27 protein-coding genes are annotated in these 25,174 nt (G+C 65.9%); 7 read left to right on the forward strand and 20 right to left on the reverse strand.

The features are described 5' to 3' along the window. Nucleotides 1–32: 32 nt before the first annotated feature. The 5 genes from AC5WEY_RS05230 to AC5WEY_RS05250 are packed head-to-tail and all read right to left on the reverse strand — an operon-like array spanning nucleotide 33 to nucleotide 3,421. Nucleotides 33–977 (reverse strand): copper resistance D family protein, encoded by a 945-nt coding sequence (locus tag AC5WEY_RS05230; RefSeq protein WP_495644966.1) that lies wholly within the window; start codon nucleotides 975–977, stop codon nucleotides 33–35. A gap of 16 nt (nucleotides 978–993) precedes the next feature. Then, nucleotides 994–1,530, reverse strand: coding sequence for an MprA protease, GlyGly-CTERM protein-sorting domain-containing form (gene mprA / locus AC5WEY_RS05235; protein ID WP_495644967.1), 537 nt, complete (start codon nucleotides 1,528–1,530; stop codon nucleotides 994–996). Continuing rightward, on the reverse strand, nucleotides 1,527–2,186 hold the full coding sequence (locus tag AC5WEY_RS05240) for a YcnI family copper-binding membrane protein (protein ID WP_495644968.1): 660 nt from the start codon (nucleotides 2,184–2,186) through the stop codon (nucleotides 1,527–1,529). The genes mprA and AC5WEY_RS05240 overlap by 4 nt, the downstream gene beginning before the upstream one ends. Nucleotides 2,187–2,232: 46 nt before the next feature. After that, nucleotides 2,233–2,754 (reverse strand): hypothetical protein, encoded by a 522-nt coding sequence (locus AC5WEY_RS05245; RefSeq protein WP_057477351.1) that lies wholly within the window; start codon nucleotides 2,752–2,754, stop codon nucleotides 2,233–2,235. Between the two features lie 16 nt (nucleotides 2,755–2,770). Next, a complete protein-coding gene (locus tag AC5WEY_RS05250) occupies nucleotides 2,771–3,421 on the reverse strand; it encodes a DUF6474 family protein (protein WP_057477349.1) in 651 nt (216 codons plus the stop codon). A gap of 147 nt (nucleotides 3,422–3,568) precedes the next feature. Here AC5WEY_RS05250 and AC5WEY_RS05255 point away from each other — a divergent pair, with 147 nt between their 5' ends. Continuing rightward, complete coding sequence (locus AC5WEY_RS05255) at nucleotides 3,569–5,137, forward strand: TM0106 family RecB-like putative nuclease (protein ID WP_495645532.1); 1,569 nt, start codon at nucleotides 3,569–3,571, stop codon at nucleotides 5,135–5,137. A 40-nt stretch (nucleotides 5,138–5,177) separates the two neighbouring features. On the opposite strand, the gene AC5WEY_RS05260 is transcribed toward AC5WEY_RS05255, so the two are convergent. The 9 genes from AC5WEY_RS05260 to AC5WEY_RS05300 form a co-directional block, all read right to left on the reverse strand. Further along, nucleotides 5,178–5,945, reverse strand: coding sequence for an SDR family NAD(P)-dependent oxidoreductase (locus AC5WEY_RS05260; RefSeq protein ID WP_057477348.1), 768 nt, complete (start codon nucleotides 5,943–5,945; stop codon nucleotides 5,178–5,180). 116 nt (nucleotides 5,946–6,061) lie between these two features. Next, nucleotides 6,062–6,901: a carbohydrate ABC transporter permease gene (locus AC5WEY_RS05265; protein WP_057477347.1), complete on the reverse strand. Its 840-nt coding sequence runs from the start codon at nucleotides 6,899–6,901 to the stop codon at nucleotides 6,062–6,064. Next, a complete protein-coding gene (locus tag AC5WEY_RS05270) occupies nucleotides 6,898–7,839 on the reverse strand; it encodes a carbohydrate ABC transporter permease (RefSeq protein WP_495644969.1) in 942 nt (313 codons plus the stop codon). The genes AC5WEY_RS05265 and AC5WEY_RS05270 overlap by 4 nt, the downstream gene beginning before the upstream one ends. After that, nucleotides 7,836–9,131: an ABC transporter substrate-binding protein gene (locus tag AC5WEY_RS05275; RefSeq protein WP_495644970.1), complete on the reverse strand. Its 1,296-nt coding sequence runs from the start codon at nucleotides 9,129–9,131 to the stop codon at nucleotides 7,836–7,838. Before AC5WEY_RS05275 ends, AC5WEY_RS05270 begins: the two co-directional genes overlap by 4 nt. A gap of 81 nt (nucleotides 9,132–9,212) precedes the next feature. Next, complete coding sequence (locus AC5WEY_RS05280; RefSeq protein WP_495644971.1) at nucleotides 9,213–10,229, reverse strand: DUF8320 family protein; 1,017 nt, start codon at nucleotides 10,227–10,229, stop codon at nucleotides 9,213–9,215. Then, entirely contained in the window at nucleotides 10,226–11,410 is a 1,185-nt protein-coding gene (locus AC5WEY_RS05285) for a sensor histidine kinase (RefSeq protein WP_495644972.1), read from the reverse strand. The genes AC5WEY_RS05280 and AC5WEY_RS05285 overlap by 4 nt, the downstream gene beginning before the upstream one ends. A gap of 32 nt (nucleotides 11,411–11,442) precedes the next feature. After that, the gene (locus AC5WEY_RS05290; protein ID WP_495644973.1) at nucleotides 11,443–12,144 is read right to left on the reverse strand and encodes a TMEM165/GDT1 family protein; all 702 of its coding nucleotides are present in this window, start codon (nucleotides 12,142–12,144) and stop codon (nucleotides 11,443–11,445) included. Nucleotides 12,145–12,351: 207 nt separating this feature from the next. After that, entirely contained in the window at nucleotides 12,352–12,879 is a 528-nt protein-coding gene (locus AC5WEY_RS05295; RefSeq protein WP_032380926.1) for a hypothetical protein, read from the reverse strand. A gap of 171 nt (nucleotides 12,880–13,050) precedes the next feature. Beyond that, nucleotides 13,051–13,674 (reverse strand): superoxide dismutase, encoded by a 624-nt coding sequence (locus AC5WEY_RS05300; RefSeq protein WP_057477341.1) that lies wholly within the window; start codon nucleotides 13,672–13,674, stop codon nucleotides 13,051–13,053. A gap of 338 nt (nucleotides 13,675–14,012) precedes the next feature. On the opposite strand from AC5WEY_RS05300, the gene AC5WEY_RS05305 reads away from it, so the two are divergent. After that, the gene (locus AC5WEY_RS05305) at nucleotides 14,013–15,074 is read left to right on the forward strand and encodes an acyltransferase family protein (protein ID WP_495645533.1); all 1,062 of its coding nucleotides are present in this window, start codon (nucleotides 14,013–14,015) and stop codon (nucleotides 15,072–15,074) included. Between the two features lie 97 nt (nucleotides 15,075–15,171). Here AC5WEY_RS05305 and AC5WEY_RS05310 read toward each other — a convergent pair whose 3' ends face one another. Beyond that, nucleotides 15,172–16,143 carry an LLM class F420-dependent oxidoreductase gene (locus AC5WEY_RS05310; protein WP_495644974.1) on the reverse strand — a complete coding sequence of 324 codons (972 nt, stop codon included), beginning with the start codon at nucleotides 16,141–16,143 and terminating at the stop codon, nucleotides 15,172–15,174. Between the two features lie 307 nt (nucleotides 16,144–16,450). On the opposite strand from AC5WEY_RS05310, the gene AC5WEY_RS05315 reads away from it, so the two are divergent. The 4 genes from AC5WEY_RS05315 to AC5WEY_RS05330 are packed head-to-tail and all read left to right on the forward strand — an operon-like array spanning nucleotide 16,451 to nucleotide 19,540. Further along, nucleotides 16,451–16,801, forward strand: a complete 351-nt coding sequence (locus AC5WEY_RS05315; protein WP_057477339.1) for a rhodanese-like domain-containing protein — start codon at nucleotides 16,451–16,453, stop codon at nucleotides 16,799–16,801. Beyond that, entirely contained in the window at nucleotides 16,802–17,848 is a 1,047-nt protein-coding gene (locus AC5WEY_RS05320) for a DUF4328 domain-containing protein (protein ID WP_495644975.1), read from the forward strand. It begins immediately after the preceding gene. After that, entirely contained in the window at nucleotides 17,845–18,618 is a 774-nt protein-coding gene (locus AC5WEY_RS05325; protein ID WP_495644976.1) for a glycerophosphodiester phosphodiesterase, read from the forward strand. Before AC5WEY_RS05320 ends, AC5WEY_RS05325 begins: the two co-directional genes overlap by 4 nt. A 10-nt stretch (nucleotides 18,619–18,628) precedes the next feature. Beyond that, complete coding sequence (locus AC5WEY_RS05330; protein ID WP_495644977.1) at nucleotides 18,629–19,540, forward strand: DUF5926 family protein; 912 nt, start codon at nucleotides 18,629–18,631, stop codon at nucleotides 19,538–19,540. A 121-nt stretch (nucleotides 19,541–19,661) separates the two neighbouring features. On the opposite strand, the gene AC5WEY_RS05335 is transcribed toward AC5WEY_RS05330, so the two are convergent. The 5 genes from AC5WEY_RS05335 to AC5WEY_RS05355 form a co-directional block, all read right to left on the reverse strand. Further along, nucleotides 19,662–20,216, reverse strand: a complete 555-nt coding sequence (locus AC5WEY_RS05335) for a ferritin (protein WP_057477335.1) — start codon at nucleotides 20,214–20,216, stop codon at nucleotides 19,662–19,664. 112 nt (nucleotides 20,217–20,328) lie between these two features. Further along, a complete protein-coding gene (locus AC5WEY_RS05340) occupies nucleotides 20,329–20,877 on the reverse strand; it encodes a ferritin (RefSeq protein WP_495644978.1) in 549 nt (182 codons plus the stop codon). Between the two features lie 67 nt (nucleotides 20,878–20,944). Continuing rightward, nucleotides 20,945–22,183, reverse strand: coding sequence for an LCP family protein (locus AC5WEY_RS05345; protein ID WP_495645534.1), 1,239 nt, complete (start codon nucleotides 22,181–22,183; stop codon nucleotides 20,945–20,947). Nucleotides 22,184–22,714: 531 nt separating this feature from the next. Beyond that, nucleotides 22,715–23,524 carry a CPBP family intramembrane glutamic endopeptidase gene (locus AC5WEY_RS05350; protein ID WP_495644979.1) on the reverse strand — a complete coding sequence of 270 codons (810 nt, stop codon included), beginning with the start codon at nucleotides 23,522–23,524 and terminating at the stop codon, nucleotides 22,715–22,717. A gap of 34 nt (nucleotides 23,525–23,558) precedes the next feature. Continuing rightward, nucleotides 23,559–24,329, reverse strand: coding sequence for a DUF2470 domain-containing protein (locus tag AC5WEY_RS05355; RefSeq protein WP_495645535.1), 771 nt, complete (start codon nucleotides 24,327–24,329; stop codon nucleotides 23,559–23,561). A gap of 116 nt (nucleotides 24,330–24,445) precedes the next feature. On the opposite strand from AC5WEY_RS05355, the gene AC5WEY_RS05360 reads away from it, so the two are divergent. Next, nucleotides 24,446–25,153 (forward strand): hypothetical protein, encoded by a 708-nt coding sequence (locus tag AC5WEY_RS05360; protein WP_495644980.1) that lies wholly within the window; start codon nucleotides 24,446–24,448, stop codon nucleotides 25,151–25,153. Nucleotides 25,154–25,174: the final 21 nt, after the last annotated feature.

Genomic DNA, 25,174 nt, shown 5'->3' on the forward strand with positions numbered 1-25,174 from the left:
AGAGGACCGACAAGGTTTCGGCTACTGCCGGCTCACGCCGTGGTTGCCAGCGCCGCCGCCAAGCCGAAAGCCACGGCCATCAGACACACATGCGAGGCTGCGCGGCCGAGTGAGTACTCCGCGGTGGATCGGTGTGCGACGGCGCTGGGCAACCACGTCCCTCGGATTCGGTGGGCCACCGCGACGAGGATCACGGTGATCAGAACCTTGGCGAGAACGATTCGGCCGTAACCGGTCTCGATTGCGGCGGCGACGCTGTCCAGCTTGAGGACCGCGTCCAGCACGCCGGTGCCTGCGACTGCGATGACGCACCAGAAGGCGATCCTCGAGTAGACCGGCAACAGCGTCGCCCAGGCGGATTTGCTCCGCAGACTCAGCGCCATCGCACCGAGAACTCCGAGCCACACCGATGCGAACAACACATGCACCGCAACGGCAATGGAGCCGAACGCAAACTGGGACATGTGGCCGGTGATCGGTCGCGCGACCAGGGCGAGGGACGCCAACACGATCACCGGAGTCGGGGACCAATCTGCGCCGCGTCGATAGCCGACCACTCCGATGGCGCACAGGGCGAGCGCAAGAATCACCGTCGCCGTCCCCAGCCGACCGACGGAGATCTCGGCCGCAAACGAGGCGAAAGCGCTCGGCGACAATGTCAACGGGCTGCGACCGGCAGAATCCGCAGCGGCCGCCATGAGCAGAACGAACTCGGCAACCGCCCACAGCCCCGACAGGTATCCGATCGCTCGCCACATCACCAGCGGGTCGACGGCGGGCCGTCCGGATTCGGAATTGCTGTCCATCACAGCGAGAACGCCGAACCCCAACACCACCGAACCCGAGGCCACCGCGATCACCCGCAGCCACGACGACCCGCCGGGGAAGGTGGGGTAGGCGAGCGCGAATGCTGCCGCCACCCCCAGCACGGCCGCGGCTGCGGCGGCGAGCACCAGCCGAACGCTTCTCTCGCTCACCGCAGCCACGTCGGTCCTACTTCTTGGTCTTCGGCTTACGCAGCGCAAACCCCAACGCGCCGGCGAAGGCCAGAACCGCAACCACGATCAACACGATGTGTCCGTAGCCGCCGAGGAACCCGCCGCCGGACTCTTCCGCGGTGCCCGACGCGTCGGCCGGTGCCCCCGGCGTTCCCGAACCTTCCTGAGTGAGCGTGAACGTCGCAGTACCGCTCACCGGATGTCCGTCGGCCGAGGTGATGCGATAGGCGAGCGTGTAGTCGCCGGTCGGTCCCAGCTCTCCGACGTCGACGACAACACTCTGCCCTTCGATGCGGGCGTCGCCCTTCGACCAGATGTTGCCGTCGGGTCCGACGACGTTGAGCGTGGCGAACTGCGCCTGCGGCACCTCGTTGAACGTCACCGAGGCCGTGGCCGGAGACGCGTCGAGGGAGGTGCCGTCGGCCGGGTTGTACCCGGTGACCTGCGAGTGCGCCGACGCGATTGGGGCGGCGATCAGCAGTGTCAGCAGCGCCACGACGACTACCTTCGCAGAAAAGACCAGCGCCCTCACGAGCGCCGGGCCCGGATCGTTGCACCGATGCCGAGGCCGGCGCCGATGGCTCCGAGTACCAGTCCGACTCCGGCGAGCCAGCGGGCCGTGTTGTCCGATGCCGTGTCGTCCGATGCGGATGCCTCGGTGGTATCCGAGTGGGTGCCACCATGCGCGTCGCCGCTCGCGGCTGCGAGAGTCAGTGTGGGCGCCGGTAATTCGGGCTCGCTGCCGTCCTCCGTCATCGGCTCGTCCCAGTTCACGACCTCACCGTCGGTGTAGGTCTGCGTGGCCGGGAAGGAGACTGTCTCCTCCTCGGGCAGGGGGCCCGCCGAGAGCAGGAACTGCTGGAACTGGCCGGGGCCGACCTCGGCACCGGGGTTCGCCGTCCACGTTACCGACACTGCGAGATCGGCCGAGTCCTTCTCGACGGTGGACGTCCAGCCCGGGATTGGCTGCGTACGAGCAGAATTGAGGCCGGGCAGTGCGACCTTGACCGAACTGGTCGAGGCGGTGTCGGACTCGGTGGGAACACGGAACGTCAGAACCGAATAGCCTCCCTGCTCGGCGTCGGGAGCAGAGACGACGACGTGTGCCGATGCTGCGCCTGCGCCGATCAGCAACGCGCCGACGGTAGCCCCGGAGACGAACAGGGCACGGGAAATAGAACTCTTCATGGGTGTTGGGTCATTTCTGTACGGAGGTGAAAACGATGATGTCGCGTCAGAGCCGCAACATCGGGGGCCCACGACGAGAAATGACCCAGTCCAGGGCGGTGCCGTGCACCGACGGCATCGCCACGGAGAATCGGACGCGACCGACGGCGGAACCGTCGGGCAGGGGAGTGAGAAGCGCGAGAACGGCACGGACGATGGAGGTGATCGGTCCGTAGAGGCGTTCGGCGGCGGCGATCAACATCGCAGCGACCACGGACGCGGCGGCGTGGAAGGCGATCATCGCCGTGCTGGGGAGTAACGAGTGGCTGTGCAGCATGCCGGGCATGTTGCCCAGGCTCAACGCGACGTGGGCGAGAAGTTGGCCGCCCATCAGGGCCGGGAGCAGTACCGTCGACCGTCTCGGTACTGCCGTCATGGCCCCGATACCGATGCTGACGACGACCAGCAGAGTCAGAGCGGTTCCGTCGGGCCAACCGCCGCCGGCCATGCCGTGCGCGGCCACCGCGAGCGCGGCGGTGACGCTACCGACAGCTCCGCCGCGCAGCGGTGCGGCGGAGGCGTCGGTCATCGTGTGAGCAGTGCGTTCAGCGCACGCCGAGGCGGGCCAGCAGATCGGCTTCGATGCCGTCGAGCTCTGCGGAGATGGCCGCGTGGGCGGTCTTGCGACGAGCGGGCGGCATCTGCTCGGACGCGCGCACAGCGGTCGTCAAATCGTCCAGGCGCTCGCTGATGGCAGCACCGAAACTCTTGGTCTCGGGATCCGAGTGGCGGGCACCGATGGTGCTCAGCGACTTCTCGGCACCGGCGATGCGGGCACTGAGCTTCCCGCCGTGGCCGGTGAACTCGCTGAGCTGATCCGGTGCAACACCCATCTGCTGCGCTTTGCGGCTGTCCAGCTGCCCCCGGACGACGGTGGCTGCGCGGTAGGCGATGGGAGCGAGCACCGGCAACAACAGCCGAGCGATACCGAGGTACTTGCGGATCTGCGCCACGTTGAGCGAGCCCGCAGCGGCAGCCTTCTGCTGCGCCCGCAGAGCCGAGACCTGCGCCTTCTCCACGTTCTTCTGCGACTTGGCCTCCACCGCGCTGAGCTTGCGCTGCGCCTTGGCGATCGACTTCAACTGCTTGCGCTCGTTCTTGGCGCCCAGCTTCGCTTCCAGAGTGGCCTTGTGCTTGAGAGCCTTGGCCTCTGCCTTGCGAGTGGCACGACCCTTACGCTTACGGAACAAACCCATCGACAAGGCTCCTGACATGTACTGCTCGGCGGAAACGGTGCGTTTCTCACACCTTATCGGGCGCTGATCCGTGCAGGCTGTCGGAGGGCTGACCTAGTGTCTTGAAGTGTGAACGGTCAACGAGGTGCGCCAGTCTCATCTCCCGTGCTGCTCGACGCCGGATCGTTGACGCGGTGCCGTCATCGGCTCTACCTCGATACCGCCTACGGATCGTTGCTGCGCGGCGAGCCCGAGAATCCAGGTGTGCGCCAGCGCCGGGAAGCAGCGCAGGCGCACCGCGAGAACATCCGCACGCAGTTGGCCGTGGCGGATCCGATGCAGTGGACAGAAATCGACGAGCCGACGGCCCGTGCCGCGGCCGATGCCACCGTCGCGGCCTGCCGGGCCGGAGTCGAGCGGATCTGGAACGCAGTGCTGCCACTCGAGCGCGATACCGGTCGGCGTGGCCGTAGCGAACTTCTGGTGCGCGACGCGTCGGGCGGATACATCCCGGTCATCGTCGTCAACCACAAAGTCACCGATCCGGGACGCGGCGCGCGAACGACCTCACTGACGCAGTGGGCCCCGGCCGTCGACGAGACCCGGAAGGTGCGCAGTCAGTTGCGGGACCAGCTTCGGCTCGCCCACCTGTACCGCATGCTGGCCCACGAGGGTTTGGCAACGTCCACGCCTGTCGGCGGTGCGGTGGGCTATCGCGGCGACTGCATGCTCGTCCACGACCTGACAACCGTGCTCGGCGAATACGACACGCGTTTCGCAGACCGGCTCGCTGTGGCCCGAGGTAGCGCGTTCACCGTTCCCTCGCAGGTGAGCGAATGTCGTTCGTGTGCATGGTGGTTCGACTGCAAGCCGCAGCTGGTAGCCGTCCGTGACGTGTCGCTTGTCGCGTCGGGTTCGCGGGCGGACGTTTTGCGCGCTGCGGGCGTGCGCACCATCGACGAGTTGGCGCAGTGGACGGGTCCGGCTCCGGAGGAGTGGCCGTTCGGAAACTTCGACGACGCGGTGTCCGCGGCGCTGGCCTGGCGAGCCGACGTACCCCTGCTCCGGCGCTCCGAGACCGTCTCGGTGCACCGGGCCGACGTCGAGGTGGACGTGGACATGGAGAGTTACCAGGAACACGGTGCCTACCTGTGGGGCACGTTGCTCACCGAGGCGGGTGGCCCGCCGCCGACGTATCGGGGCTTCGTCACCTGGGATCCGCTACCCACGGTGGACGAGGGTCGCTCGTTCGCGGTGTTCTGGAACTGGTTGATGGACACCAGGGCCGATGCAGCTGCACGCGGTAAAACCTTTGCGGCGTATTGCTATTCGCGTCAGGCCGAGGACAAATGGTTGCTTGATTCGGCCCGCCGATTCGCCGACGTACCGGGGGTGCCCACCGAGGCGCAGATCCGCGAATTCATCGACAGCGAGCAGTGGGTGGACGTCTATCAGGCCGTGAGCGATCAATTCATCTGCCCGAACGGCAAGGGCCTGAAGAAGATTGCTCCCGTCGCAGGATTCTCGTGGCGCGACGACGAGGCCGGCGGTGAGGCGTCGATGGGGTGGTACCGCGAGGCCGTCGGCTACGACGCGGATCCCGACCACACCCAGCGCGAGCGGCTGCTCGTCTACAACGAGGACGACGTGTTGGCGACAAAAGTGTTGCGCGAGTGGATGACCGACCGCGCCGAGAAAGAGATCCCGACCGTAGCGGATCTGCGCGCCCGCGCGTGACCCCGCCTGGAGATGCGGGGTCACGCGCAGCGACGGTTGTCTAGCGCGGAGCCATGCGGATTGCGCCGTCCATCCGGATGGTCTCGCCGTTGAGGTAGTCGTGCTCGGCGATCATCTGGACCAGCTGGGCGTACTCGCCGGGCTGCGCCAGGCGAGAGGGGAACGGCACCGATGCCTCGAGGCCCTGACGGTATTCCTCGGTCACGCCGGCGAGCATCGGGGTGTCGACGATGCCGGGGGCGATGGTGTTGACGCGAATACCCACCTGAGCGAGGTCGCGGGCCGCGGTGATGGTCATCGCGTGCACGCCGCCCTTGGAGGCGGTGTAGGCGATCTGGCCGATCTGGCCCTCGAATGCGGCTACCGATGCGGTGTTGATGACGACGCCGCGCTGGCCTGCGTCGTCCACGGTCGACTGCGACTGCATCCGGTTCGCGGCCAGCCGCATCACGTTGAACGTCCCGAGCAGGTTGATGGTGATGACGGTGCGGAACAGCTCGAGATCGTGCGGTCCCTTCTTGGACAGGATGCGACCTGCCCAGCCCACGCCCGCGCAGTTGACGACGATGCGCAGCGGTACACCGGATTCGACGATGGTGTCCAGTGCGGCCTCGACCTCGGCCTCACTGGTGACGTCGGCGGGAATGAGGGTCACGCCATCCGGGACGCTGTCTCCGGCGCGTTCGATGGACTGGGGCAGGTCGAGGCCGAACACGGTGACGCCCGCCGCGGCCAGACGTGCGGCCGTTGCGGCTCCGAGGCCCGACGCCCCACCGGTGACAAGTGCTGCTGTTCCTGAAATCTCCACGTCGTACGATCCCCTTCGTTCACGGCGGCGGGCCACGGCACAGGCTGCGACCTCGTAGTCGCTTGCACCATAACCGGCGGGGCACCTCACCCACCCTCAGGCGCCCTGAAGGGGACTTACTTGATCCCGCTGCGCGCGAATCCGGCGATGAAATACTTCTGGAAGAACAGGAACAGCAGCGCCATCGGCACGACGTTGATCAGCGCGAACGCCATCGTGGCACCGTAATCGCTGTTCGCCTGACCCTGGAGGTACAGCAGGCCGATGGGGAGCGTGAACAGCTCGTTCTCCCGCAGCGCGATCAGCGGCCACGCGAAGTCGTTCCACGACTGCAACAGACTCATGAAGGCGAGGACGGCGATGAGCGGCCCCGACAGGGGCAGCACGACGCGTCGGAAGATCTGCCAGTGTCCGGCACCGTCGAGCCGAGCGGCTTCGAGCAGCTCACGGGGTATGCCGAGCATGAACTGGCGCGCGAGGAACAGCCCGAATGCCGACGCCGAACTCGGCAGGATCACCGCCCAGTACGTGCCGTACAGGCCGAGCCCGACGACGATGCGGAACAGCGCCACCATGATCACCTGCACGGGCAGCACCAGAGTGGCCAGCGCGATGAAGAACAATGGGGTGGAGAATCGAAACTTCAAGTGCGCGAACGCATATCCTGCGAGCAGACTCGTCACCACGGTGATGATCGTGACCACGACGGCAATGGCGATCGAGTTGCCGAGCCACGTCGCGACCGGGAACGAGTCGAACACGCGGGTGACGTTCTCCCACGTCACCTGGCGTGGCCACAGCCGCAGTTCTCCACCGCCCAGCAACTCGCCGCGAGTCGAGAACGCCACTGCGAGCATCCAATACAGCGGCGCTATGGTGATCAGCCCGATGACGGCGATGATCACGGTGCGTAGCACCAGTCCCCGGCGAGCGGATGCGCTTGCGGGCCTGCTCATTCGACCAGATCCTTCGTTCGGCTCGCGCGCCACTGCGCGGCGGCGAAGGTGAGGGCGAACAGGAACAGCACCATGCCGATCGATGCAGCGTAACCCTGGTCGCGGGTGACGAAGCCTGTCTCGTAGGCGTACGTGACCAGCACCGACGTCGCCCCGCCCGGGCCGCCGCCGGTGAGAACGAAGACCAGATCGAACACCTGGAACGAGTAGATGACGTTGAGCACCAGCAGGAAGAACGAGGTGGGACCGAGCAGGGGCACCGTCACGTTGCGAAAACGCTGAAATGCGTTTGCGCCGTCCAACCGCGCGGCCTCGTACAGATCCGGCCCCAGGCCCTGGAGTCCGGCCAGGTAGATCAGCATGTTCAACCCGGTACGCCACCATACGGTGGCGATGACGATCGACGCGAACGCCGGTCCGGGGGAGGACTGCCAGTCGATGGCAGGCAAACCGAGGAAGCCGATCAGATTGTTGAGCACGCCCGAGTTCTGGTCGAACACCAGGATTCCGATCAGGCCGGTCGCCACGCCCGAGACGGCCATCGGCAGGATCACCAGTGAGCGCCACAGCGGCCGTGCAGGTAGGGCGGAATTGAGCAGTACCGCAGCGATCAGACCGAACAGCATCGACAGCGGCGTGACCAGCGCGGTGAACACCAGCGTATTGATCAGTGCCCGCCAGAAGAGCGGATCCTCCACCAGGCGTGCGTAATTGGCAACCCCCACGAACTCGCCGGCACCGAATCCGTCAGTCTGCTGCAGGCTGACGACGAACGCGGCGACGAGGGGAACGAGCACGAACACGGCCAGCAGTGCGTAGCTGGGCGCGAGAAAGCCCGCGGCCGCGAATGCTTCTTTCCTGGCCCCGGCACGCTTGGTCTTCGCTCTCTGCTCGGGCTCGGGCTTCTGCTCGGCCCGGGTGATCGGTGTGGCCGTCATGCGCCGGTGACCCCGGCGATTCCGCTCTGCAACGCAGACACGGTGGCGGCAGCATCCTGCGAGCCTGCGAAGGCAAGATCGAGCTGCTCCTTGAGCACCGGGATGATTCCCGACATCGACGGTGATGCCACCTGGGCCGCATCCTGCGGCTGCACAGTGGTCGCCTGCGCCGCAAAGATCGGGGCCAGCTCCGACCGAATATCGAACTCGAGGTCGGAGTTGAGCAGGTCGGTACGCGTGGGCAGCAGCGACGCGGACTTACAGAAGTTGCGCATCTGCTCCTGCTGGGTGACGAACTCGAGGAACGACGCCGCCAACTCGGGCTGCGAGGTCTGCGACGTCGCGACCAGTGCATTGCCGCCGAAGTCGCCGCCGCCCCGGCGATCTCGCGGTGCGTAGGTGGCCGTCCAATCGAAACTGGCCGTGGCATCGGCGTCGGGCAATTGGAACGCACCCGACCACACCATGGCCACCGATTGCGAGAACCACGCCTCGCTGGCGTAGCTCGACGAGGCGATGGTGTTGTTGGCAGGCACGTAGCCCTTCGAGAAGAAGGACGACGAGAATTCGACGGCTCGGCGAGCCTCGTCGGAGTCGATCAGTGGGGTCTTCTGATCCTCGGCCAGGAACGCACCGCCGGCTTGGAACAACAGGCTCAGCCAGCGGGTGACACCGTTGCCCTGCCAGTTGTAGGCCCACGGATACTTGTCGGCCGGCAGCGAGGAACGCAGCCGATCGCCGATCGACGCCAGCTCGTCCCACGTCCAGGCGTCGTCCAGGGTTGTCGGGACGGAGTCGATACCGGCTTGCGACAACAGGGTTCGGTTCACCAGGATTGCGGAGGTGTCGGTGTGGTGCGGCAGGCCGTAGGGGATTCCGCCGTTCTGCACTGCAGCCCACGCCGTGGGCGTGAACTGATCCCGCGTGTCCGACGCCAGCAACGGCGACAGATCCAGTAGTTGTCCTCGGCCGGCGTAGGCGCCGAACGTGTAATACGGGACGCGGAAGATATCGGGTGGATTACCCGCCTGCAGTTGGGCGTCGATATTGGTGAACATCTGCTCGTACGGCACCGCATTCAGGGTGATCGTCGAGCCGGGATTGGCCGCCTCGAACGCGCTGATCGAGGCTCGGAAGCCGGCCAACTCGGCGTCGGTGCCCCAGGTGGTGAACGTCAACGTGCCCTCGGCCTGCTGTGACGGGCTGGACTTGACGAAGCCGCACCCGGCCAACAGCAGCGGCACCGCGGCGGCACCGGATCCGATCAGGAACGATCGACGATCGAGAGGCATGGTGGGGCTCCGTTCGGCATCAGTACAGACCTACTGGTCCGCCGAAGAGTAACCACGCCGGTCTCGGTCCAAACCCGGCGTTCAGCCCCTGATTCGACCGGTGTCGTCGTACTCGATGCGCAGCGCACCGTCACCGAGGTCGTCGAGCAGAACGGTCGCCGCGGCAGCGCGTCCGGCAGGGAGGAGCCGAACCGTGACGGACCCGGCGTGGGCACCGTCCAGGCTGTTCGACGCGGCGGCCACGATGCGGTCACGTGCGTCGTCGTCCAGCGTGGCCGGGGCGCGGTCGTCGAGCATCATCACCTCGACCCCTCGTGCCCGGGCGGATCTCGCTGCGCGAGCGAGGTTCGGTCGAACGAGACCGCGGGCGCGCAGAGAATCGCGGAGCTCCGCTTCGAGCAACACGCACCCGAGTAGTTCCTCGTCGGTGAGATCGGGACCGTCGGCGATGCGCTGAAGCAGCGGACGCGCCAGGGCGTCGAGACTGGCCAGCCGCGCGTCGCGTTCCTCGAGGACGGCAGCCGCGGCGGCCTGGGACGCGATGCGCACCGTCGACTGCTTGCGCAGCTCGAAGATGGCTGCGGCCAGTGGGCGGATGGTGAACGCGAAGAATGTCGCCATCAACAGCGGCGCGACGTTGATGACGCTGAACGAGAGTCCGTACAGGATTCCTTGACCGGTCAGGACCGCCCATCCGATGGCCACCGACATGGTCAGAGCGAGCCCGAGCCACGCGGCCAGGGTGCGCCCGCGGACACACATGAAGGTGTAGATCACCAGTGGCATCCCCAAGGGCCATGTCTGCAGGCTCCCGGCGAGTGGGACCGGCACCACTGCAAAAACCAGTGCGGCTGCGATCGGGCCCGATGCGGTCATGAATGCGGTCGACCGCACACTCGGTGGGTCACCCGGTGCTCGGAGCAAGAGGATGACCGCAGCCGAGAGCACGACCACCGCTACGTATTCGGGCCACACTGCCGACACCCCGGTCAGGGTCGAGGATGCGCACGTCAGGCACGCGAGGACGAAGAATCCGGCAACCGCGTATGCGGCTGTCGACTTCATCGACAGCAGATCACGAACGTCCGCTCCGTTCATCGCTTCCAGCCAAGTCGCACAGTGGTGCCTGCGGCGGAGGATTCGATGTCGGCGGATCCGCCGACCAGCTGGCGCATCCTGCCTTCGATGCTGACGGCCACGCCCAGTCGGTGGGGCGGAACCGAGCGTCGATCGAAGCCGATTCCGTCGTCCTGCACGGTGACCTGCATCATCGACGAAGCCAGCTCGGCGGTAACCGACCTTTTCGATCCCCGTGCGTGAATTCGGCTGTTGCGCAGCGCCTCTGCGAGAGCGGCAGCGACGGATCTGACGACGTCGGCCGGGTATTCCTCGGGTTGTTCGAGCTCGTCCACGTGAACGGTGAATTCGATCGACTCGTCGACCGTCGTTGCGGCAGAACGAAGCTGAGCCAGAGCCTCGTCCGCGGAGAAACTGTCGGAGACGGTACCTGTGGTCAGGTCGTCCAGATGGGCGAGCGCCGACCGGGCCTGCCGCGCCAGACTCGGGGTGCGGCCATGGCGCGCAACGGCGAGGAGGGAGGACATGACCTCGTCGTGGATCAACGCGTCGAACCGCTCCCGCTCGACCTCGCGCGCGGACGTTGCCGCAGCCCGTGCCGCGTCGTTGTGTGCTTCGGAGATGGTGGCGTCGAGAATGCGCCCGGTGCGTACCGCGGCGAGTGTGGCCGCCACGAACACCGTGCAGAACATCATCGCGAAAACGATGTCTGCAACCACATTGCTACGCGGAAATGGTTCTCGCACAGCCTGATTGGTGAGCTGAACGATAACAACCGATGTGGTCATGTGGGCGAACGCCGGAATGGGTTGCCACACTGTTGCAGCGGCGAGTGCTGCCAACCCGGGAAACGCGGCGAGAAACGTCCCCGCTCGATCGAACGTCGTGCCGTCCCAGGCCACCCACCACAGCAGGGCCATGATGGGGAACGCCAGGGCGGCGATGGAACCGGCAACACGAATGAACCCGACGCTCGGGTGGAAGGTGGAGGCCGCGAAGGCGAAGCCTGTGCCGAACACTACAATCACTGCCGTTGGAGTCCACCATCCGGGTGCGAGGCTACCGGTGCGTGCGATATCCGGGATGAGCAGCAGCAGGTATGCCCCATAGCCGACACCGACGAAACGGCCGATGATTCTGATGAGTCGATCCGTGGAACGGTGCGCCGCATCGGCACCCGCCACCTGCTGCTCTATGTACATTCACCCCTCCGAGGGAGGAGTGTAAACCAAGGTCAGGCGTCTTCGGTGGTGGTCTGCTGCTCGAATTTCTGCGCTGACCTCGTCCGGGAGTATCGAACGAACGCGACCACGACTGCCGAGATCACGACGACCACTGCGGCCGCGATGTACGGCGCGGATGTGCCCGGCATCAGGCCCTCGAAGAACAGGACGGCACCGAAGACGAAGAACAGGATTGCTGCACCGTACTGAATCATGCGCTCGGGCAGGTGCTTTCCGAGAACCGCACCGACCACGATGGCGAGCGCATCGGCCGCGACCATGCCGATGGTCGAGCCGATCCAGACGCCGACCCAGTCGTTGTCGGCCGCGAGAGTGACGGTTGCCAGCATCGTCTTGTCGCCCAGCTCGGCGAGGAAGAACGCCGACGCGATCGCCAGGAAGGCGGACTTGGTGACGCGGGAGGCCTTCGCGCCTTCGTCGTCGGACAACGAGTCGCCGCGGAGGGTCCAGAGTCCGAAGATGACGAACGCGATGCCGCCGACGATCGATATCGCCTCGGTGGGAATCGACACGCCGAGGAAGTGACCGACCGCGACGGATACGAGGTGCACGACCGTCGTGGCGACCGTGATGCCGCCGATGACGACGTACCACTTGTAGCGCAAAGCGAATGTCATGGCCATGAGCTGGGACTTGTCACCCAACTCGGCCACGAAAATGACAGCGAAACTCAACAACAATGCGGACAGCACAGCAGACTCCTCGGTCGTCGAACGGACCGAAGGTCTCGCCCACCGGAAGTACCGGTTCAGGTGCCGGGTCGCAGATTTACGACCAGTATGTCGACACGTTGATTGGGGGCTACTCCCCTTCGCTGTGGACGACTTTAAGGGCCGTTTCGCGAATTGTCCAATGCGCCAATAAGTTTGGGCACCCGAAAAATCGTGTGAGGGTAACGGTCAGGAGGCGAGGAGCATTGCCAAAACTGCGGTGTCGGGATCGCTGATCGGGTCCAGCCCGACGCGACTGACCATCGATGTCACGGTGCCGTCGGACTCGGCCTCCACCCACGCAGCCCGGTGATCGAGACCGAGATGCGGAAGACCCGGCAGCAGAACGCAACCGGACGCAGCACCGGCACACTCCGGGAGTGAGGGCGTTGTCTCCGACGGTGGATGCAGCATCAGCAATGCGGCCGGTTGACGGGCCGAGAACCGTCCGGGAGCCAACGCGAAATCGCCGATCACCGGTCCCTCGGCCACCACCAGGCCGACCGTCCCCGGCTCGGGATCCTCGGGCAACTCCTCCCGTACCCCGAACACCGTCGACGTCGCCAACAGGCCCGGCATGGACGCAACCCGTACGGCCAGCGCCAGAAACTGGGCCCACTCCTTGGTGGTGTCGGGCCAACGGCCGGAGATCACGAATCCGCGCAGCAGACCGGCGGCGTGAAAAGGCGAGACACCGATGAGATTTCGATCGTCCATTGCGCATCCCTCCCAGACAGGTACGAGGCAGAAGCCGGGCACACGACGTTGGGTAAGGAGAAGGATGACCCGAAAACGGCTGGCACACAAGATGGGGAGAGTGCCAACCGGGTTTCGAAACCCGAGAGGGCCGGTGCGCAGATGCGCACCGGCCCTCACCAGACGAAGTGACTACGGGAAGATGAGACCCGGGGTCTTCGACGTGGCGGCCTCGAAACGAGCCTGAACGTCGGCCCAGTTGACGACGTTCCAGAACGCCTTGACGTAATCGGCCTTGACGTTCTTGTACTGCAGGTAGAAGGCGTGCTCCCACATGTCGACCTGGAGCAGCGGGATGATGCCCAGCGGCACGTTGGCCTGCTGATCGTAGAGCTGGAAGGTGAGCAGCTTCTTGCCCAGCGAGTCGTAACCCAGGACGGCCCAGCCGGAGCCCTGCAGGCCGTTGGCGGCAGCGGTGAACTGTGCGCGGAACTTGTCGAACGAACCGAACTGGTCGTCGATCGCGGCACCGAGTTCGCCCTCGGGCTTGTCGCCACCGTTGGGCGAGAGGTTCTTCCACCAGATGGAGTGGTTGACGTGACCACCGAGGTGGAACGCGAGGTTCTTCTCCAGCAGGAAGATGCTGCCGTGATCCTCGTTGTCGCGCGCTGCGGCGAGCTTCTCGAGCGCGGTGTTCGCGCCTGCGACGTAGGTGGCGTGGTGCTTGGAGTGGTGAAGCTCGTTGATCTCGCCCGAGATGTGCGGCTCGAGGGCGGAGTAATCGAAATCAAGGTCGGGCAAGGTGTACTCGGACACGTGGTTCCCTTCTCTAACGACGCCGTACCCATCGCGTGATGCGGGCACGTTCGTCCTACTTCGGATCTTTCGTAGGGTTCAACCCAATCTCATTAGTACCCCTTGTGCAACCGTTGTAACCGAGATGCTTTTCTCGGAATAAATTCACGTGAACAAGACAGTCGGATACTCACTCTGTGAATTCGCTCCGAATATCACGAAACAGTTGCGGAGCGGGTCTGGATTGGTCCTGAAGATGAACGGAACCTAAACTCGCGGGTGTGGAAGGGGACCGACCGAGCCGAAACACGGTCGAGAACTCCGCCGTCACGGAGCCGGTCACCGCGCCCCGAGTTCAGATGAACGGTGCCGACCTCCTTCGCGTCATCGCGGTGTTCGCAGTCCTGTACTCACACATCTCGTTCTATCTGATCGACGACATCGGCGGTGGCTGGTGGGTGATCGACGTGGTCAACACGGTTCTCATCGAGGACACGGGACTGAACCTGCACCTGTCGTTCGTCGGTGTCGGTATGTTCATGCTCCTCACCGGCCTGCTGATCACCCGATCGGCGATGCGGCACTCGCGTCGGGACTTCATGGTCGCGCGTCTCGCCCGCCTGGTCCCTGCACTCTGGGTTGCCGTCGCACTGGCCGTCGTCCTCGTCAAGCTCGGCCTCAACGGGATGTTCAGCGGACAACCCGGAATCACCAACGGCGAGGCCGTGCTCAGCTTCTTCCTCGGCGGCTTCTTTCTCCGACCCGAAGTCGCCGTCCTCGGCGTCACCTGGACACTCGCCGTGCAGATCGTGTTCTACCTCTACTGCGTCGCCATGCGCGGGGTGCTGCGTACCAGGCCCATGGTGGTGCCGCTGGTCGGAGCCGCATTGTGCGCTGTGGTCATCGCCTACAACCTCTACCTGCCGCAGCCCTACACAATGCCGTTCCTGACGAAGGTTGCGGGCGTACTACCGACTCTCTTCCTCGGCCAGATCATCTACCTCGGCTGGGCGAAATTGGTCGGCTGGCGATGGGTGGTCCTCGGAGTCATCGCGCAGATCGAAGTCATCCGACTCGCCATCGACGTCCACACCTTCTGGATGGGCGACACCTACCTGTGGACCCTGCTGGTCATCACCGGAACCGTCCTGATCCTGGCGCGATACGACGGACCTGTCACCCGCTGGCCCGTCGTCCACTGGATCGGCACCCGTAGCTACGCGATCTATCTGATCCACACCCTCGTGCTCTACCGGATCTACGCCACCGTCGAGCCGCACCTGGGCCCCAGCGCCGCCGTGCTGGCCTTCCTCGCCGGCACGGCGGTGCTCGCCGAAATCATGTATCGCTGGATCGAACTGCCCGCGGCGCGGCGTATCAGCTCGACCTACGCGCACCTGCGTGCTCGATCCGCTGCCTGAGCGCACCCCCCGTCGGTACTCGATGTGACATTTGGTTGCCTTTTCGGGGGTCAATGGCACATCGAGTGGACTCGGGCGGGCGGAAGTCGGTGGGCACTCAGAGCTGAGGGAGAACCTCCGAAGCGACGAGTTCGAGGTGATCGAGATCGGTGAGATCCATGGTCTGCAGGTACACCCGGGTGGCCCCGACGGCTCCGAAGCTGCCGATCTTGTCGACCAGTTCGGCGGGGCTGCCTGCTGCACCGTTCTCGCGTAGCTCCGACACTTCACGGCCGATGGCGGCGGCGCGTCGAGCGATGTCTTCTTCGGTGCGGCCGCAGCACAGGACGAGGGCGTTGGAGTAGACGAGGGAGTCCGGATCGCGGTCGGCGGCAGTGCAGGCAGCGCGGACGCGACCGAACTGTGTCTCGGTGTCGGCCAGCGAAGCGAAGGGGATGTTGAACTCGTCGGCGTACTTTGCGGCGAGCGCGGGGGTGCGCTTCTTTCCGCCGCCGCCGATGACGATGGGTGGATGCGGGGTCTGCACCGGCTTCGGAAGCGCCGGGGAGTTCGTGACGGGGTAGTGCGTGCCGTCGTGCGAGAACGTGTCGCCGACGGGGGTGTCCCAGAGTCCGGTAATGACGGCGAGTTGCTCTTCGAGTCGGTCGAACCGCTCACCGAGCGGCGGGAACGGGATGCCGTAGGCCTTGTGCTCGTCCTCGAACCAGCCGGCTCCGAGGCCGAGGTCGACGCGGCCGCCGCTCATGGCGTCGACCTGAGCCACGCTGATGGCAAGCGGCCCGGGGTAGCGGAAGGTAGCAGAGGTGACGAGTGTGCCGAGCCGAATGGCCGACGTCTCGCGAGCCAGACCGGCCAGCGTGATCCACGCGTCGGTGGGTCCGGGACCGCCGTCGCCGCTCATTGCGAGGTAGTGGTCGGATCGGAAGAACGCGCCGTAACCGAATTCCTCGGCTGCCTTCGCAACGCGGAGGAGGTCGTCGTATGTAGCACCTTGTTGCGGTTCGGTGAAGACGCGCAGTTCTACGGACGGGAGGGGAGCCTGCGGAACGACCTGCGGCGGGTTAGTCATGTTCGACAGCCTAAACAGCGACGCCACAGGACCGCAGACGGTTGCTGTGTCAAATCACCATCGATCCACAGCCCGGGTTGGTATTCGATACACCGCAAGACCGACTCGATGCCCTGACCTGTGGATAGAAACCGGCACCGGCCCCGATTCTGTGCATCAACCTGTGGATACTGTGGATAACTTCTGTGGCCTGAGTGACGTAGGTCATAGTGATGCGTCACGCGGGTGGTCGGGACACGGGTGGCAGCCCCGCGCGAAGCCGTGACACGGGTGGCAGCCCCGCGCGAAGCCGTGACAAGATCGAGGTGTGTCTCATCCCGAGCAGCCGCCCGCCGTCACCGTCGCCCGACTCCCGGTGCCGTTTCCCGAGACGGCAGTTCTGCTCGACGTTCGTGAACCCGAGGAGTGGCAGGCCGGCCACGCGCCCGATGCCGTCCACATCCCGATGGGTGACATCCCGTCCCGCTCCGGCGAGATCGACAATCAATCCGAGGTCTTCGTCGTCTGCAAAGCCGGTGGCCGATCGGCTCGTGTCGTCGAATATCTGAACCGAGTGGGTTTCGATGCGATCAACGTCGACGGTGGGATGCTTGCCTGGCAGGACGCGGGCCGACCGATCGAGCGCGACGACGACTCCCACGAACCGAGAATCATCTAGATGACGGCTCCGCGGGGACGCGCACAGGCGTTCCAGGTCTGCGCCCGCTGCAGCACTCGATGGGCGGTCGGTGCACGACCGGGCACCTGGTGCCCCCGCTGCCATGGCGTCCTGCTCTCCCCGGTCTCGGCCCAAGCGCCAGCTCAGGGTCGACGAAACTTCCGCTGGGTCGCCCGCCCCGCGACCTCGCGCTCGACATCCGCTCGCACCACTCGAACCGCAGGCCCGACGCCGACGCCGCGCTACGAATCGACGCCCGCGTGGGGCCTGCGCGACATCCCGCGCGACCCGGCGGCGGATCGGCCGGTGGGACGCGTCGAGCAGTACGCCGCCAACGCTCAGTTGCTCGTCCTGGTCACCGCGCTGCTGCTGACTCTCGGCGCGTTCGCCGAGGCGTTTCGCTACGGGATTCTGCTGTACAACCGCACCCGGCTCGTCTCGCCGATCACCCTGGCCGTATCCGACGCGTTGGTGTATTTCGCTCAGGTGGGCTCGCTCGTCGTCGGTCTGTTCGCTCTCGTCGGCTCGTCGTGCTGGTTGATCCGGCAGCGTCGGCTCGCCTTCGCTGCAGCAGGCGCGACCGAGCCACGGTCGCTGCGGTGGATGTTGCTGTTGTCGATGCTGCCGGTCGTGCGCATCGTCATGCCGGGGGTGTATCTCACCGAGCTGGCCCGATTGCGGGGTGACACAGAGGCCGACGTGCACCGCGAGCTGTTTCTGGTTCGCATCTGGTGGGGTGTCTGGGCTGCGAGCAACGCGTTGGTGGTCGTCCAGCTGCTGTGGAATCTGCAGAACAGCCTGCAAGCCCGGGCCGATGGAGTTCTCCTGTCGGCGTTCGTCGCCGCAGTAGCTGCGGGCTCGGCCGTGCTCACCCTGGCGGTGATGCGCCGATTCGAGGGCCGCACGCTGCGCGGATCGGCCCTGGCGCGTCCTACCCGCTGGGTCGTGGCGACCGGTAGCAAAGCCACGGGCACCAAGGCCACCGGCACCGAGCGCCCGGAGAACGAGTCCGTCGAGCCCGAGCCCGAGGCGGTGACGGCGTCGTGAGTCCCGATCGCCGCGGCCCGCTCGTCGTCGCCCATCGCGGTGCGTCGGCGGCGAAGAAGGAACACACCCTCGGGGCCTACGACCTGGCGCTGCGCGAGGGAGCCGACGGCGTCGAGTGCGATGTACGACTGACCAAGGACGGTCGAATCGTGTGCGTGCACGACCGCCGTGTCGACCGAACCTCGAACGGCACCGGAATCGTCAGCGAGATGAACTTCGAGGACCTCGCCAAGCTCGATTACGGCGACCCCGACGAGCCCGCGGAGCTCCTGACCCTGCACGATCTCATTGCTCTGGTGCTGGACTGGACCAGCAAGCCGGTCAAGCTGTTCATCGAAACCAAGCATCCCGTGCGCTACGGCTCGCTGATCGAAAGCGCGGTACTCGAGGAGCTGCACACGTTCGGGATCGGTTCGCCCGCATCGGCGGACCACTCGCGAGCGGTCATCATGTCGTTCGCGCCCTCGGCGGTCTGGCGCGTGAGGCGTTCTGCCCCGATGCTCCCGACGGTGCTCCTCGGTGACAGCTCGCACTACCTCGGCGGGGGAGCGGCGACGACCGTCGGTGCCACTGCGGTCGGTCCCTCCATTCGTGCGCTGCGCGAACACCCGAGCATCATCGACCGCGCCGCCGCGTCGGGCCGGGCGAGTTACGTGTGGACCGTCGACGAGAAAGAGGACGTGGACCTGTGCCGCGAACTCGGTGTCGGGTGGATCGCCACCAATCACCCCGGCCGAACGCGAGCCTGGCTCGAATCGAAGAACGTGTAGGTTTTCGGGCGTGGGTAAGAGCAAAAGAAACAGTGGACCGAAGCAGGACAGCAACCGAGCGGCGAAGCTGGCCCAGCGTGAGGCCGAACGCGCGAGCATCGAGTCGGCGTCGACCCGCCCGTTCGAGGGACTCGCCGCCGAATGCGATCTGGTAGCGCTGCGTGAGTTCGTCCCGTCGGCGACGGCCACCGCGCCGATCAGCGTGGACGGACGCACCATCACGCTGGCGACCGTGCTGCCCGGAGCCGTCGCGGCGCTGGTGCGCGAAGAAGCGGATATCGTCGAGGGATTTGTCGGCCTCCAGGTGCAGACGCAGTCGAAAGACGTTGCAGCAGATATCAGTAGCGCTCTGGGCTGGGTCTCGACTGCACCGGCCGGCGAGTCTCTGGAAGCCTCGAAGGTGGACGAGAACACTCCCGCCTTGACCGAGGTGCTCGACGCCTCCGCGCTGCTCGAGATCACCGTCCATCAGGACTTCAACTGGTGGATTCCCGAAAGTGCCACTCCTGCAGCCGATGTGACTGCCACCGTCGAGCGTGCGAACCAGGCGATCATGCCGTCGGCTCGGATCGAAGCGGACGGCGTCGTCGCGGCCTGGTGGGTGGATGCGGGCGACAAGGCGCACATCCGCTGGGTTCGACCCGAGAGCGAAGACGATGTGATGCTCGCTCTCGCCCGGCTGCATGCTGCGGGCGATCTGCACCTGGGCGAGGGATCGCGCTACGCCGGCTCGTTCCGTACGCACGGATTGCTGGTGCCGGTGTTCGATCTCGATCCCGAGATGCATCCCACCGAATGGGCTGCGCCCACAAAGGAATTCGGAGAGAAGCTGAACGAAGCTCTCGCCGTGGACGCTCCGCTCACGGCAGCGCAGCTGCGCTCCCGTGATGGTTTGCGCGGTCGTCAGGTCACGCTGCGCTGACCGCTCCCGGCCGGAATACGCGGCCGAGAAGAAGTGCATGGAAACGCACAACGGGTGGCCGCCCGAACAAGATTCCTTGTTCGGGCGGCCACCCGTATGAGCGCGCTACTTGCGGCGAGATCTACAGCGATCCGCCGGCAACGGTGGGTGCACCTGCGTCGGCGACCACGCTGGTGTTCATCTCACGGGCAACGAACTGCTCGAGGTCGAACAGGTTGTGGCCCGCGCGATCTGCGATGTTGAGCAGCGTCTTCATGCTGGCAACTTCCTCGACCTGCTCCTTGAGGAACCACTGCATGAACTGCTCGCCGAGGTAGTCGCCCTCTTCGCGTGCGGTGCTGGCCAGCGCGATGATTTGCTCGGTGACGGTCTCTTCCTGCGCCAGCGCCAGTGCGATGGCCTCACGAGGATCGGTGAAGACGGACTTCGACGCGTCGACGCCGGTCAGCTCGACCGTGATGTCGCGATCGAGGAAGTACTGCACGATCATCATCGCGTGGTTGCGCTCTTCGACCGACTGCGCGTAGAAGTGCTGGGCCAGCTGCGGCAGATCGACATTCGCGAAGTAGACAGCGGTGGCGATGTATTGCTGCGAGGCGTTGAACTCGTTGCGAATCTGGTCGCGAAGAAGTGCGTGGAACTTGGTGTGGCTGGTTTCTTTGATATCGACGCTCATGACTAGGACAATATGCCTGGTCAGAGGGCCCTGTCATCCAAGTCGAACCTTAATGAGGCGAACGTAGCCTAATACAGTGGATCCTAAATGTCCGCTCTGAGCAGGGCGCACGCTACGCGCTCCCGGCCTCCTTCGGGGCATTGGTGGCGCGGATCACCGATCCACCGATCTCTCGTGCGACGTACTGCTCGATGTCGAACAGGTTGGATTCGGCCCGCCGGACGATGTTGAGCAAACTCTGCATCGCCGCCACTTCCTCGACCTGCTCGGCGAGGAACCAGTGAGTGAACTGCTCACCGATGTAGTCGCCCTCGGCCCGGGCAGCGCGTGCGAGCGCGGTGATCTGCTCGGTCACCGTCGTCTCCTGTGCGAGTGCCAGTTCCACCGGTTCGACCACCGACTCGAACGCCGTCACCACGTCGCCGATGCTCGACGCGTCGACGTCGAGTCGATTGTCGATGAGGAACCGGATCATCATCATGGCGTGCCGACGCTCTTCGGCGGACTGGGTGTAGAAGCGTGTGGCCAGCTGCGGCAGATCGTTTCGGTCGAACCACACCGCGATCGCAACGTACTGCTGCGATGCGGTGAACTCGTGCTGCACCTGAGCGCGGAGCAGATCGTGGAACGACGCGGCGGGCTGGACAGACGACGGTGTCATGGTCCTCAACCTACAACCCAGGGTCGTTCCGCAGGCTCCCCTCCCGCCTACCGCTCACGCCTGCCGCTCAGGGGCCGCCGGTCAGCAGATCCGGTGGGATCTCGCGATCCTGGGCGATGGCGTCGAAGAATGCCGGTGCGCGGGTGTCGTCCCACAACAGCACATTTCCGACGTCGGAGTCCTGGAATCCGCCGACCGGTACCGTCGTGGTCACCGGGCCTCCGCGCATTGCCCAGGCCAGACCGGCGAGGTTCCAGATGTGGTCTCCCTCGTCGACGCTCAGCGACGACGCCGTGTCCGACACCAGCGGCCACAGCTTCAGTGGGTTGAGGAAAGTCGATGCGCTGGTGGCCTTTTCGAGCAGTGCGGACATGAATGCTCGCTGGTTGTTCATCCTGTCCAGATCGGCCAACGCGGTCGCGCGGGATCGCACGAAACCGAGAGCCTCGGACCCGGTCAGGTCCTGGCAGCCGGCGGGAATGTTGATGCCCGCCAACGGATCGTCGATCGCGTTCTGTACGCACACGTTCACCCCGCCGACAGCGTCGACGATCCCGGCGAAGCCGCCGAAGCCGATCTCGGCGTAGTGGTCGATGTGAACCCCGGTTGCACCCTCGACCGTCTGCACCAACAGTGACGGTCCACCGAATGCGAAGGACGCGTTGAGCTTGTCCTCCCCGTTGCCCGGAATCGACACGTAGGAATCTCGAGGCAGGCTGACCATCGTGGTCGCGCCGCCGCCCTCGGGGACGTGGATCAGAATGATCGTGTCGGTGCGGCTCGGGCCCACCTCGCCGCCGGTGGCCAACGCGGCCTCCTGCTCCGGCGTCAGACCTGCCCGTGAATCCGACCCGACGAGCAGCCAATTGGTGCCCGGAGTGTCTCCGACGCGACCGGGGTACGAGGTGAGGGCGTCGACCCGTGTCAACGAACTGTCCACGTAGTAGACGGCGCCGCCGATTCCCAGCACGAGAACGAGCAACACGATCAGGAAGCGGCGACCCCAGCGTCTGCGCTTGCGCGGCTTCGCGGCCTTGGGTGGACGTGAATCTCGTTGTGGTCGAGCCGGTTGCGGCCTGGCGGGTTCCGGTCGGCGCTGTGCCGGCGCTGCAGGTTGTCTGCGCTCCTCGGTGTACGGCTCCGGCTGCTGGCGCGGGGCATACCCGGTGCGGCCCTGCTGCTCCTCCGCAGTTGGTGAGTACTGACGCGTCGAATCGCGCGGGCCGGCCTCCGGTGCTTGGGACCATGCCTGCTGCGCTGCGGCTGAAGGTGCCGGTCCGGGGATCGGTCGACCGTCGCGCCGAATGAACTCGGTGCCTTCCGGAACCGGTCCAGGAGGGACCGATCGGCCACGTTCCGGACGCTCGCCCCGTGGCTCCGGACGTCGAGGCGGTTCGGGGTTGTACCGGCGTGGGTCGCGTTCGGGTGGCGGCTGGCCCGGGCGATACCCCCGAGGAGGGGGCGGCTGTTGCCCGGACGGCTGTCGATAGGGCCGCTGGGCGGGTGGTTGCTGAGTGGGCGGCTGTTGTCTGGGTGGCTGTTGTCTGGGGGGTCGCGGGCCGGGTGGCTGCTGCGGGGGCTGCCCTCCGGCGCGACCGGGCTGGGGGGCGGGGGCGGGTTGCCCTGCGGGGCGGGGTTGACCTGGGCCGGGCCGGGCTGCTGGATCAGGCCGGCCATGGCGACTCGCGGGAGGTGGGCCGGGCGGGGTGCGACCGGGAGGCGGCGTGCGCCGGTCCGGCGCGCCGTGCCGTCCGTAGCGATCGTCGTCGTTCACGAATCGACTGTAGCCGTCGGCGCGGGGAGACCACGGTTCCTCGGACGTGGATCGCGTCTGGATTCAGGGGAGCCACGACAGATGTTCGCGCAGGAGTGCGTAGCCGACGAAGGCGACGATATCGATCAGAGCATGCGCGATCAGCAGCGGCCAGAGCCTTCCGGTGCGCTGCCAGTAGCGGCCGAAGACCAAGCCCATCAGGAAGTTTCCGACGCCTCCGCCTACCCCTTGATAGAGGTGGTAGCTCCCGCGCAGCAGCGATGAACACAGCAGCGACGCGTTCTCACCGAGCCCGAGTCTGCGCAGCCGGGAGATCAGGTACGCCACGACGATGATCTCCTCGGCACCGGAGTTGGCCAGCGCGTACATGATCAGGGCCGGCACGCGCCACCAGTGGTCGTCGAGGGCGCTCGGGACGACGTTCAGATTGAAGCCGAGAGCATTGCCGACGAGATACAGCGCAAGCCCGGGCAGCCCGATCAACGCCGCCAGTCCGACGCCGTGACCGAGGTCGATCTTCAGGCGCGGTCTGGCCAGTCCGATCGCCCGCGGTGCCAGGTCGGCTCGCCACAGCAGGTACAGACCCAGCCCGCCCCATGCGCACAACCGCAGAATGCTCAGCAGTTGGAACAACAGATCGATCAGGCTGAAGCTCGACCGTGACGAGTTCAGTGCCACGGTCTGATCGGACAGGGCGGCGGTCTGCAGGGCGTCCTCGACGAGCGAGAGAATGCTGCTCATTCCGCTCAGGCCGAACGTCACCAGCAGCACGATTGCGATCTCGACCTTGATGGTCGTGCGCTCGCGAGCGTCGGGCAGGGGAGCGGTGCGCTCCGGCGGCGGTGGCGTCAACCAGCTCTTGAAGTCGATCACCGCACGAGTCTGCCCTTTTTTGTGCGCTGGGGCGTCAGCCGCGGGCGCGCAGGCCGTTGAGGAACGGGCAACCGGCGAGTACGCGCAGGGCGCGACTGAGCGAGAGGACGTCGTCGACGGGCTCGGCGAATCCCAGGCGGACGTCGTTGTCACCGCAGTCGCTCTCGATGCGCAGCCGAATACCGTAGCGATCGATCCCGAGCGGACGGATTCGACCCTGACGCAGCGATGGCGGGAGGCGTCGAGACAGTTGGGCAAGCAAATCGGGATGGTCGGAATCGAGGTGCTCGAGCCAGCTGGTCTCCATCTCCCAGAAAGGATCGGGTTCTGCCGCCAGCAGGGATTCGACGTCGACGGGTTCCGCGCCGGTACTGTCTGCGACCACTGCCGAGCCGACGATCAGCCGCATCAGCGAGGTGGTGTGGCCGACGTCGAGCAGCGCCGGGTGCGGGTGTTCTGCGGCCACGGCTCCGGCCATGGGACGCATCAGCGATTCCGGTACCGGACGTAGATCGCCCCGCAGCCACACCAGCGATCGCACCGGTTCGCGCAGTGCGAGTGGTGCGTGATCGGTGAGTTCGAGGACGGCGGGAATGCCTGACCGCGTGGATTGCCAGGTGTTCGCACCGTCGAGAGAGTCGGTGCGGACGGCCAGGATCATCTCGCCGTTCGGGCGCAGGTGGTGCAGGGATGTGATGAGCGGGTCGCTGCCGTCGATGGCCAGGGCGGCACCCTCGGCGCGCATGCAGGCACTGCGCACGCGTTCGGCAGTGGACGGTCCGGTGGTGGTGGTTGCGCCGAGCATGGGCTCCTCCGATGCGATCGAGCTGCCGAGTAGGTGAGGCATGCCTAAGTAATGCGTCCCTAAGTTATACCGGTGTGGCGAGGATCGCAAGAGCATCCCGGGGCTACGGTGAAGGCGTGCCGATTCCGTTGACCCTCGGTGTGCCACACCGACCCGACCCGAACGCACTCGTGCACGGGTTACTGCTGCCGATCTGCTCCGATGCCGGCGAGCTGAACGCCGCCCCCCGAGGGGATGAGTACGGCCCGGCCGTCGTCCGAGCGTCGACCTTGCTTGCGAGTACGGACACGGCCGATCTCGGACGCATCGTGGTGCACCTCGATATCGACCCGGACGAACTCCGTGCGAGTCGGACCGGCGGCTACGAAGTAGTCCGATTCGACGTGGACGCCCCCGCCGAGCATCTTGCCGATGCACTCGCGCTGCGGTTGCCCTCGCCGGTGGTCGTCTTCCCGGTGTTCGACGCCATCGACGTGGCCGAGACCGCGGAGACCGTCGTGTTCGCGCACCGGACTCCGGGCATCAGCGTCGCCGACACCCCGCGACGCATCGCCGACGTGCTCGCCGTGGTCTCCCATGCAGACGTCGGGCTGGTCGCCCGCGCTGACACCGGCGACGAGGTCCTGGCGATACTCGCGGCGACCGTGGCATCCCTGCGCGGAGACGACATCAGCGCCGCCTTGGCCGCCCCGAACGTCGCCGCGCTGCGAGCCCTGATCCCGGAGGCCGCCGAGGCGGTGCGTGAGGTGCTTCTCGGTATCGAGATCGCCGATGCCGCCGGTGCCCGCGCACGGCTCGTCGAGGTCGGTTTGATCGCGTCGTAGACGTCGACAACGTAACCTCGG

The organism is Rhodococcoides sp. S146-33 (genome assembly GCF_059489205.1).

What these genes read in the sequence shown, in the direction of transcription:
- AC5WEY_RS05270 (WP_495644969.1), bottom strand. Translation starts at nt 7,839, where the DNA reads ATGACGGCCACACCGATCACCCGGGCCGAGCAGAAGCCCGAGCCCGAG.
- AC5WEY_RS05305 (WP_495645533.1), top strand. Translation starts at nt 14,013, where the DNA reads ATGAACGGTGCCGACCTCCTTCGCGTCATCGCGGTGTTCGCAGTCCTG.
- AC5WEY_RS05335 (WP_057477335.1), bottom strand. Translation starts at nt 20,216, where the DNA reads ATGAGCGTCGATATCAAAGAAACCAGCCACACCAAGTTCCACGCACTT.
- AC5WEY_RS05295 (WP_032380926.1), bottom strand. Translation starts at nt 12,879, where the DNA reads ATGGACGATCGAAATCTCATCGGTGTCTCGCCTTTTCACGCCGCCGGT.
- AC5WEY_RS05310 (WP_495644974.1), bottom strand. Translation starts at nt 16,143, where the DNA reads ATGACTAACCCGCCGCAGGTCGTTCCGCAGGCTCCCCTCCCGTCCGTA.
- AC5WEY_RS05265 (WP_057477347.1), bottom strand. Translation starts at nt 6,901, where the DNA reads ATGAGCAGGCCCGCAAGCGCATCCGCTCGCCGGGGACTGGTGCTACGC.
- AC5WEY_RS05280 (WP_495644971.1), bottom strand. Translation starts at nt 10,229, where the DNA reads ATGAACGGAGCGGACGTTCGTGATCTGCTGTCGATGAAGTCGACAGCC.
- AC5WEY_RS05355 (WP_495645535.1), bottom strand. Translation starts at nt 24,329, where the DNA reads ATGCTCGGCGCAACCACCACCACCGGACCGTCCACTGCCGAACGCGTG.
- AC5WEY_RS05240 (WP_495644968.1), bottom strand. Translation starts at nt 2,186, where the DNA reads ATGAAGAGTTCTATTTCCCGTGCCCTGTTCGTCTCCGGGGCTACCGTC.
- AC5WEY_RS05250 (WP_057477349.1), bottom strand. Translation starts at nt 3,421, where the DNA reads ATGGGTTTGTTCCGTAAGCGTAAGGGTCGTGCCACTCGCAAGGCAGAG.
- AC5WEY_RS05275 (WP_495644970.1), bottom strand. Translation starts at nt 9,131, where the DNA reads ATGCCTCTCGATCGTCGATCGTTCCTGATCGGATCCGGTGCCGCCGCG.
- AC5WEY_RS05320 (WP_495644975.1), top strand. Translation starts at nt 16,802, where the DNA reads ATGACGGCTCCGCGGGGACGCGCACAGGCGTTCCAGGTCTGCGCCCGC.
- AC5WEY_RS05285 (WP_495644972.1), bottom strand. Translation starts at nt 11,410, where the DNA reads ATGTACATAGAGCAGCAGGTGGCGGGTGCCGATGCGGCGCACCGTTCC.
- AC5WEY_RS05245 (WP_057477351.1), bottom strand. Translation starts at nt 2,754, where the DNA reads ATGACCGACGCCTCCGCCGCACCGCTGCGCGGCGGAGCTGTCGGTAGC.
- AC5WEY_RS05340 (WP_495644978.1), bottom strand. Translation starts at nt 20,877, where the DNA reads ATGACACCGTCGTCTGTCCAGCCCGCCGCGTCGTTCCACGATCTGCTC.